The organism is Lysinibacillus alkalisoli (assembly GCF_014643595.1).
GTDB lineage: Bacteria > Bacillota > Bacilli > Bacillales_A > Planococcaceae > Metalysinibacillus > Metalysinibacillus alkalisoli.
The window spans coordinates 1-1,227 of record NZ_BMJT01000028.1 but is presented as its reverse complement, the minus strand read 5'-3'; the positions used below and the strand labels follow the sequence as shown (position 1 = coordinate 1,227).

The window sequence follows — 1,227 nt, the reverse complement described above, 5'->3', positions numbered from 1 at the left end:
AATTTAGTTGCTGACCATGGCCTACAATATTTATTAGCCGCCACTATCCTAACAGGTATTATTCAGATGATATTGGGATACCTACGTATTGCCAATCTTATGCGATTCATTCCTAACTCCGTTATGATCGGCTTTGTTAATTCGTTAGCTATTCTCATATTTATGGCACAAGTACCTCATTTTTTAGGTGAAAATATACTAACCTATGTTTTTATTGGTGTAACATTGGTTATTGTCTATGTGTTACCTCGTTATATCACAGCTATTCCGGCACCTTTGATAGCCATTGTGTTATTAACAACGATTGCTCTAGTTATGGATATCAATATGAAAACCATTGGCGATTTGGGTACTATTACACAAAGCTTACCTCACTTCTTTATTCCAGACGTACCTCTAAATATGGAAACACTAGCCATCATTTTCCCTTATGCACTTGCGCTCGCTGTAGTCGGCTTACTAGAATCATTGATGACGGCACAAATCGTAGACGACATGACTGTGACAAAATCAAATAAAAGTAAAGAAGCACGTGGTCAAGGTATTGCCAATATGATAACAGGATTCTTTGGCGGCATGGCTGGCTGTGCTATGATCGGTCAATCCATGATTAATGTAAAATCTGGAGGACGAGGCCGTCTTTCTACATTGGTTGCAGGTGTCTTTCTCATGTTCTTGATTTTAGTCCTAGGTAATGTGGTAGTAGACATTCCTATGCCTGTACTTATAGGTATTATGATTATGGTAAGTATTGGTACTTTTGATTGGAAATCTTTTAAATACTTGGTGACGGCACCTAGAACAGATGCAATTGTTATGCTCACTACAGTCATTGTTGTGCTTTACACACACAATTTAGCGATTGGTGTTGTACTCGGCGTCATTTTAAGTGCACTCTTTTTTGTTGCTTCTATTTCCAAAGTAAAGATTCACCAAGATAACAACGTGTTTATCATTGAAGGTCCTCTGTTCTTTGCTTCAACACAAAAATTTATGCAGCAAATGGAGCAGATCAACCAGGAAAACATTATTATTGATTTATCCAGTAGTCATTTATGGGATGAATCAGCTGTTGGCGCATTACTGAAAGTCGTTACTAAATTAGAGGAAAAGGGTACACATGTCAATGTTATTGGGATGAACCCTGCTAGTCAAATACTGTATCAAAGATTGGTAAATGCACACGAGATTACATGAGGAGGTTACGTTTATGTATCAAAAAGTCTT

1 protein-coding gene is annotated in these 1,227 nt (G+C 37.5%); it reads left to right on the top strand.

What is annotated here, in order from left to right; genetic code table 11:
• Positions 1–1,197: SulP family inorganic anion transporter (locus tag IEW44_RS15800; protein ID WP_188616019.1), on the top strand; the 1,197-nt coding region annotated here is incomplete at its 5' end.
• Positions 1,198–1,227 lie beyond the last annotated feature (30 nt).